The sequence below is a fragment of the Desulfurobacterium sp. genome (genome assembly GCF_027028515.1).
Classification (GTDB): domain Bacteria; phylum Aquificota; class Aquificia; order Desulfurobacteriales; family Desulfurobacteriaceae; genus Desulfurobacterium_A.
Window position 1 is genome coordinate 42116 of record NZ_JALVIW010000107.1, and the last position, 6690, is coordinate 48805.

Annotated in this window: 7 protein-coding genes; 4 read left to right on the plus strand and 3 right to left on the minus strand. The window is 40.6% G+C overall.

The features are described 5' to 3' along the window. The first annotated feature begins 258 nt into the window (after positions 1-258). Both MV676_RS08995 and MV676_RS09000 read left to right on the plus strand, forming a co-directional pair. Entirely contained in the window at positions 259-1089 is an 831-nt protein-coding gene (locus tag MV676_RS08995; protein ID WP_297446987.1) for a sulfite exporter TauE/SafE family protein, read from the plus strand. 2 nt (positions 1090-1091) lie between these two features. Further along, positions 1092-1613, plus strand: coding sequence for a C-GCAxxG-C-C family protein (locus MV676_RS09000; protein ID WP_297446990.1), 522 nt, complete (start codon positions 1092-1094; stop codon positions 1611-1613). An 18-nt stretch (positions 1614-1631) separates the two neighbouring features. On the opposite strand, the gene MV676_RS09005 is transcribed toward MV676_RS09000, so the two are convergent. From MV676_RS09005 to sdhA, 3 genes are read right to left on the minus strand one after another with little or no spacing between them, the layout of a single operon-like run. After that, positions 1632-2492, minus strand: coding sequence for a CoB--CoM heterodisulfide reductase iron-sulfur subunit B family protein (locus tag MV676_RS09005; RefSeq protein ID WP_022846524.1), 861 nt, complete (start codon positions 2490-2492; stop codon positions 1632-1634). Continuing rightward, positions 2492-3460 carry a succinate dehydrogenase/fumarate reductase iron-sulfur subunit gene (locus MV676_RS09010; RefSeq protein WP_022846525.1) on the minus strand — a complete coding sequence of 323 codons (969 nt, stop codon included), beginning with the start codon at positions 3458-3460 and terminating at the stop codon, positions 2492-2494. Before MV676_RS09010 ends, MV676_RS09005 begins: the two co-directional genes overlap by 1 nt. Continuing rightward, positions 3460-5160 carry a succinate dehydrogenase flavoprotein subunit gene (gene sdhA / locus MV676_RS09015; protein ID WP_022846526.1) on the minus strand — a complete coding sequence of 567 codons (1701 nt, stop codon included), beginning with the start codon at positions 5158-5160 and terminating at the stop codon, positions 3460-3462. Before sdhA ends, MV676_RS09010 begins: the two co-directional genes overlap by 1 nt. 128 nt (positions 5161-5288) lie before the next feature. Between sdhA and MV676_RS09020 the strand changes: the two genes are divergently transcribed. Both MV676_RS09020 and MV676_RS09025 read left to right on the plus strand, forming a co-directional pair. Beyond that, on the plus strand, positions 5289-5588 hold the full coding sequence (locus MV676_RS09020; protein ID WP_022846527.1) for a hypothetical protein: 300 nt from the start codon (positions 5289-5291) through the stop codon (positions 5586-5588). Between the two features lie 101 nt (positions 5589-5689). Continuing rightward, positions 5690-6690: urea transporter (locus MV676_RS09025; RefSeq protein WP_297446997.1), on the plus strand; the 1001-nt coding region annotated here is incomplete at its 3' end.

Genomic DNA, 6690 nt, shown 5'->3' on the forward strand with positions numbered 1-6690 from the left:
TACCAGATTGAAAATAACGTTGTCAAGATGTCAACATATTTTTATTGAGTAATACAAGGTGCACTTTATTATCACATTGGTATTTATTATAGGACTACATATAACTAAACAGTAAAACCAAATTATAAGTTTTATATGAAAATATGGAAATCCATGAAAGCAACGCAGTCTGTGTGTTCTGCGGGTTTTAAAGTTGACATATTTTGATGATTGTCTAAATTTAGGTTAGCACATACTAACTCGAGAGGGAGGTGGTTTATGTTGGTTTCAGCGCTCATTGAGGCTGCAGCAGTTCTTTCTGTTTCGGGATTTTTCATAGGTTTTCTTGCCGGACTCGTTGGGATTGGTGGAGGAATGCTTTTTGTCCCCGTTTTCTGGTTTGTTTTTCCGTTTTTGGATATTCCGGGTAAAATCATTGTTAAATCGTCGGTTGCAACATCTCTTGCATGTATGACAGTTACTTCATCAACTTCAGCTTATCATCACATAAAGGAAAAGTTTTTTAGGAGGGAAATCTTTCTTGCTCTAATTACTGGTGCAATTCCCGGTGTTTTTGCCGGAAGTGCTATGACGGCTGTTTTCCTTCCTCCTCATGTAACGAAAATTCTCTTTGCTCTCTTTCTTGCTTTTATGTCCTTTAAAATGCTTTTGAAAAAGAATGGAAACGGTGAGGAAATAATTTCCTCTCTGCCTTCGGCTAAAGTTATTGCTATCATAGGTTTTTTTGCCGGATTTATAGCTTCCATGCTTGGCGTTGGCGGTGGAGCCCTTATAACTCCGTTACTTCATTCTTTTGCCGGAATACCTATCAAAGAAGCTATGGCTACAAATACAGGTGTTGTTTTCTTTAACTCTCTCTTTTCAACGTTAAACTACATTGTTTATGGCTGGAAGTGTACAAAGTTACCCTTTTTCTTGGGGTATGTTTATCTTCCGGCGCTGATTTTTATGATACCTTTTATATTTGTTGGTACTAAAATGGGTGTAAAGGTTATGCATAAGAGCCATCCCGAGAAACTTCGAAAGATATTTTCGATTGTTCTTCTACTGGTTGCCCTGAATATTGTTATAAAAACTTTAGGGAGGTGATTATGAGGTATGTGGAATTGGAACCTGCAGAGGTTGCGTTGAAGGCGTTTAACTATTTTCCAGAATTAAAGTGTGCGGAGAGCGTTTTTAAAGCTATTATTGAAACGCTCGCGGAGAAAGTTGGTGAGCCTTATAAGAGTATTCCTTCTTACATTATGTCTTATGGGAAGGCCGGAATATATGCGTGGGATGGGACATGTGGTGCAGTGAACGGTGCTTGTGCCGCAATAAGTACAGTTCTTGAAGGAGACGATTCAAAGGTTAAACCGCTTGTTGATGAACTTTTAAAGTTTTTCCTGGCAGAAATGCAGCCGGCCTTTGCACCTTATAATGTAAATCCTGTAAGGGTTTCCCTTCCTGACCTTACGTGTGGTGGAATGGTTTTTAGATTAATTAAATTAATTAAAAAAGAGCACGCCGGACTTGACGATGAAAGGAGAGTCGTTTTCTGTAAATCAATTACTTATACGGCGGCGTATAAGGCTGTGGAATTGCTGAATGAATTTTTAAAGTCACAAAAGTAAAAGGGGGTGTTTCCCCCTTTAAACTATGTAAAGTGCCGGAATAACGTTTTTCTGAAGGGCCACCTCTTCTGGAGAAAGGCCTATCGCTATCCCGATTAACTGCTGAACGTGAAGAACAGGCATTATAAATTGGCTTTTTATTGTGTTCAGTGCTTTTTTCTGATTGGCATCCATGTTCAGATGACATAAAGGGCAGGGTGTTATTACACAGTCGGCGTCCATGTCGTGGGCTTCTTTAAGGTTTAGTCCTGTCAGCTTCATGGCTATGTCAGATGCTGAGAATGAAGCGTGAAACCCGCAGCAGAGAATCCTGCGAGCTCCAGATACGGGTGTTGCACCTAAAAGTTTTATCAATTCTTCGAGGGATGAAGGATTTTCCGGGTCGTCATAACCTGTAATGTCTCTTGGTCTTATGGTGTGGCAACCATAAAAAGGATAGACTTTGAGATTTTCAAGTCTATCTGTTACGAGAGAGGAAAGTTTTTCTTTAAACTCGTCTAAAATTACCTGGTGCAGGAGCTTTATGTCAGCTTTGCCTTCGTACCTTAAGCCCACTTCTGACAGGATTTCATTTATCTCTTCTTTAAGCCTTTCGTTTTCGTCAAGAGTCTTCTTTGCCTTTCTAAGTTCTAAGTAGCAGGTGCTACATATTGTAAGGATATTTCTATCCTCTTTCTCTGCTATGGCTAAATTTCTTGCGTTTATTCCAAGAGCTACTGAGGGTTTTACCTCTTCAACGTTTCCTGCACCACAGCAGCTGAAAGATGCAGGTTCTGTGTAGTCTATACCTAATTTATCCATTACTGCTTTTGCTGATATGTAGGATTCTATCGATGCACCTTTAGGGGCACAACCCGGGTAGAAAGCGTATTTTTTCATTATTCAACCTCCGCGGAGAGAGAAGCGACCTTTTTAAAGCCTTCAATGTCTTCTATGGGTTTTACTATTGGTGGCGGCATCTTTCCTTTAAGCAGGAAAGAGAGTGCCACCGGCATATTTTCTAAAACGCCTTTTATACCTTTTGACATAATCGGAAGAATGGCCTCGTTCAACATACCTGTTGATGTTACGCTTTTGTAAAATGCTATGGCGTGCCTTGCACCGGGATTTAGTGTTAGTCCTTTTTCAATGGACATGGCTCTCAGGCGGGTTACAGCTTCTACAGGATGAATGTGCTTCGGGCAGATATCCGCACATCTTTCACACCTGATACATTTCCACAGTTCAAATGCGTAAGCTATTTTTGAGCGCTCTTTTTTGAGTCCGTCTCTTGGGTCTTCCGCAAATCTAAAAATTCTTCCAAACTGGAAGGGACCTGCATAATCATCAACGAACATTACGGCCGGACACATTGAGTAGCAAGTGCCACACAGGATACAGTCTGTAAACTTATCAAACTTTTCCATCTCTTCCGGATAGACAATCGATTCTTCTTCGTTTGTTTCCGGAACCACTTCAGGGTCAGGGATCAGGAAAGGTTTAACCTTTTTGAATTTTTCTTCAGCTTCAGAAAAGTCAACGGCCAGGTCTCTGATAACCTTCATGTTTCCCAAAGGTTCTAATTTAAGAACGTTGGTTTTGAACCTTTTTACCTCTTCCCAGACCTGCGTTTTGCACGCAAGCTTTGGATGGCCGTTAACCTTTACCGAACATGAGCCACATATGGCACTTCTGCAAAATCCTCTAAATGTAAGGGTAGGATCTATGTTTTCTTTTATGAAATAGAGAGCTTCAAGGACGGTCATTCCTTTCGGTACTTCTATTTTAAAATCCTGAAAGTGAGGTTTCTCGTCAAATTCAGGGTTGAACCTGCTTATTCTAAAGACCACCTTTTTTGTTTCAGCCATCAGTATTTCCTCTCTTCAGGTTTGTACTTGGTTATGTTTACCGGTTTGTATGAGAGTTTATACTCACCGTTTTCAAATGTTACTATTGAATGTTTGAGAAATTCCTTGTCGTTCCTCTCTGGATAGTCAACTCTATAATGGGCTCCTCTACTTTCTCTCCTTTCAAGAGCTGTCATTACTGTTACTTCTGCAAGCTCAATCATGTTGAGAAATTCAAGGGTTTGTTGAAGGTTAGTGTTAAACGTATAAGAGAGGTCTTCAACCTTTAGATGTTGTGCCCTTTCTTTAATTTCTCTTACTTTATTGAGGGCTTCTTTAAGCCTGCTCTCTTCTCTGAATATACCGGCACCGTAGGTGAGGATATCGCTTAGTTCATTTCTGAGGGTTGCAAGTTTCTCTTTTCCATCTTTTTCAAAGAGGCTTTCTATTCGCTCTCTTTCATCTTTTAGTGCAGAGGTTGGAAATTCAGGAAGTTGCGATGAGGCTGCATAATCTGAAGCCAGTTCGCCTGTTATTTTTCCAAATACCACTATGTCAAGCAGAGAGTTTCCTCCAAGCCTGTTGGCGCCGTGAACCGATACGCAGGCGCATTCTCCTGCAGCAAAGAGACCTTCTATGATGGTTTTTCCATCTATATCGGTGTCAATACCACCCATACAATAATGGGCAGTTGGTCTTATTGGAATTGGTTCTTCTACAGGGTCTATACCTTCAAAGTCTATCGTTAGTTCTCTTATCTGTGGAAGTCTTTCAAGGATCTTTTTCTTACCAAGATGTCTTAGGTCAAGATAGACAAATTCGTTTCCTTCGTTGTCTTTGAAACCTCTTCCCTCTGCTATTTCCATTTCTATGGCTCTTGATACCATGTCCCTTGGCGCAAGTTCCATCTTTTCAGGAGCGTACCTTTTCATGAATCTTTCACCGTCTTTGTTTATGAGATAACCACCTTCACCTCTTGCACCTTCGGTAACAAGAATACCTGTTCTTCTAAGACCTGTAGGATGAAACTGGACAAATTCCATATCTTTAAGAGGGACACCTGCTCTGAGTGCTATTGCTGTTCCATCTCCTGTACATCCGAGGGCATTTGATGTTCTTTTCCAGTAAATTCTTGCGTGTCCGCCGGTGGCAAGGATGATAGCCTTTGTTCTTATTACTTCTATTTTTCCAGATTTCATGTCTATGGCAATGAGTCCGCAAACTTTCTGACTGTCGTGAACAAGTGCGGTTACAAACCATTCATTGAAAAATTTTACGTTTCTCCTGATACACTGTTCATATAGAGTCTGGAGCATCACGTGTCCTGTTTTGTCAGCAGCGTAACAGGTTCTCGGGAACGACGCACCGCCAAATGGTCGCTGGGCAATCTTTCCATTTTCGAGTCTTGAGAATGGAAGTCCCATGTGTTCCATTTCTCTTATTATCTTAGGGGCTATGTGACACATAAGTTCAACTGCGTCCTGGTCAGCTAAAAAGTCACTTCCCTTTATGGTGTCATATGTATGTTTTTCCGGAGAGTCTTCAGCAACGTTGGACAGAGCCGCATTTACGCCACCTTGGGCTGCACCGGTATGTGAACGGGTTGGGAATACTTTTGAAATAACGCCCACTTTTAATGAGGGATTCTTTTTTACAGCAGAGAGAGCGGCATAAAGTCCTGCACCGCCTGCACCTATTATTGCAACGTCAAGTTGTAACATTTTTCCTCCTGTTTTAAGGACATGAATAGTAATTCAAGCTAATTCTATCAAAATTCTTTTTACTCTTACTTGAAAATCGAGCAAGGAGGGTTTATTTTAATTAACGAATAAAGTTAGGAGGTGCTAATATGAAGACGCCGGTTAGAATTTTTAAGTGCCTTGACTGTGGTAAAGAGTTTGAGGCGCCATTTGGAAAACCAAGATGGATGCTTAGCTGTCCTTCCTGCGGTAGCGAAAATATTGTGAGAATTGGTACGAAAACCGAGGAAGGAAAAGAGGAAAGATTTGAAGATGTGCCACCAGGATGGTGGGGCAGGAGAGGTGCAGGTGCCGGCTGGGGATTCAGGTTTAGAGGCGGCTGGCGCGGTGGATTTGGAAGAGGCAGAGGAAGAGGCTGGGGAAGAGGTCCTGGCTGGTGCAGATGGTAGAGGTTTGTGGCCTCTACCTTATTTTACTCAAGATTTTCTCTCTCTTTCTTTCCAAATCTGTTCTATAATTTCCCTATCATATAATCTTACGGAATTTACGAATGAAAAGTGATGATAGATTGAGGAAATTTTTCCGTGCCTTTTTTAATAGTTATGCCGGCATCTTTTTCATTTCTGAACCTGTGTTTGGAGCGGTTCTCTTTCTGGTTTCTATAATTAATTTCAATATGGGATTTGCCGGATTTCTGTGTGTTCTTTCAGCCTATCTGTTTGCCAGACTTCTTGGTCTTAAAGAAACATTTTTGGGTCTTGATTTTTACATTTACAATCCTCTCCTTGTTGGTCTTGCAATAGGTTATCTGTTTAAGTTAGGTCCCCTTACGCTTATATTTTTAATAAGTCTTGGTATCCTTACATTTTTGATGACATATTCTCTATCTTCTATTTTTTCTTACTATTTTAAACTGCCTGTTTTAAGTATTCCATTTGTTATAGGGAGCTTTATCGTTTACCTTGCTTCTTTACGCTACTCCAACCTTTTTGTTACAAGTTTATGTCCCCACTATCCTGAATGGGATTTTCATCTTCCGCTGTTTCTAAAAGGTTTTTTTGACTCTATGGGGACGATTCTTTTTTCTCCTTATACACTTCCAGGTATAGTGATTTTTCTAGCTCTCTTTGTTTACTCGCGGATACTTTCATTTCTGGCTTTTATAGGTTACGTCGGGGCTACTTTTGTGACAGCTCTTATGACCGGTTCTCTTGAAAAGGCATTTACGGATATTTCAGCGTTCAACTACATACTCATAGCTATGGCTGTGGGTGGTGTTTTTTTAATTCCTTCGCCTAAAAGTTACTTTATGGCTTTGATTGCTTCTCTTGTAGCTGTTCCTGTTGTTGAGTCAACGAAAACGTTCTGGCAGCATTTTGGTATTCCTGTTTTTGCCCTTCCTTTTAACACGGTTGTCCTTTTGATGGTTTATTCTCTTGGTCTCGTAGGATACGAGAGTCTAACAAGATTTTATCGAGGAACTCCTGAGAAAACACTTGATTACTTTCTCACCGTTGTTAAACGCTTTCCATTCTGGGGAAGGGAAATTTC

Excerpts from the sequence above, each read along its gene's own strand:
- MV676_RS09005 (WP_022846524.1), bottom strand. The coding sequence starts at position 2,492 with ATGAAAAAATACGCTTTCTACCCGGGTTGTGCCCCTAAAGGTGCATCG.
- MV676_RS09010 (WP_022846525.1), bottom strand. The coding sequence starts at position 3,460 with ATGGCTGAAACAAAAAAGGTGGTCTTTAGAATAAGCAGGTTCAACCCT.
- MV676_RS09020 (WP_022846527.1), top strand. The coding sequence starts at position 5,289 with ATGAAGACGCCGGTTAGAATTTTTAAGTGCCTTGACTGTGGTAAAGAG.
- MV676_RS08995 (WP_297446987.1), top strand. The coding sequence starts at position 259 with ATGTTGGTTTCAGCGCTCATTGAGGCTGCAGCAGTTCTTTCTGTTTCG.
- sdhA (WP_022846526.1), bottom strand. The coding sequence starts at position 5,160 with ATGTTACAACTTGACGTTGCAATAATAGGTGCAGGCGGTGCAGGACTT.
- MV676_RS09000 (WP_297446990.1), top strand. The coding sequence starts at position 1,092 with ATGAGGTATGTGGAATTGGAACCTGCAGAGGTTGCGTTGAAGGCGTTT.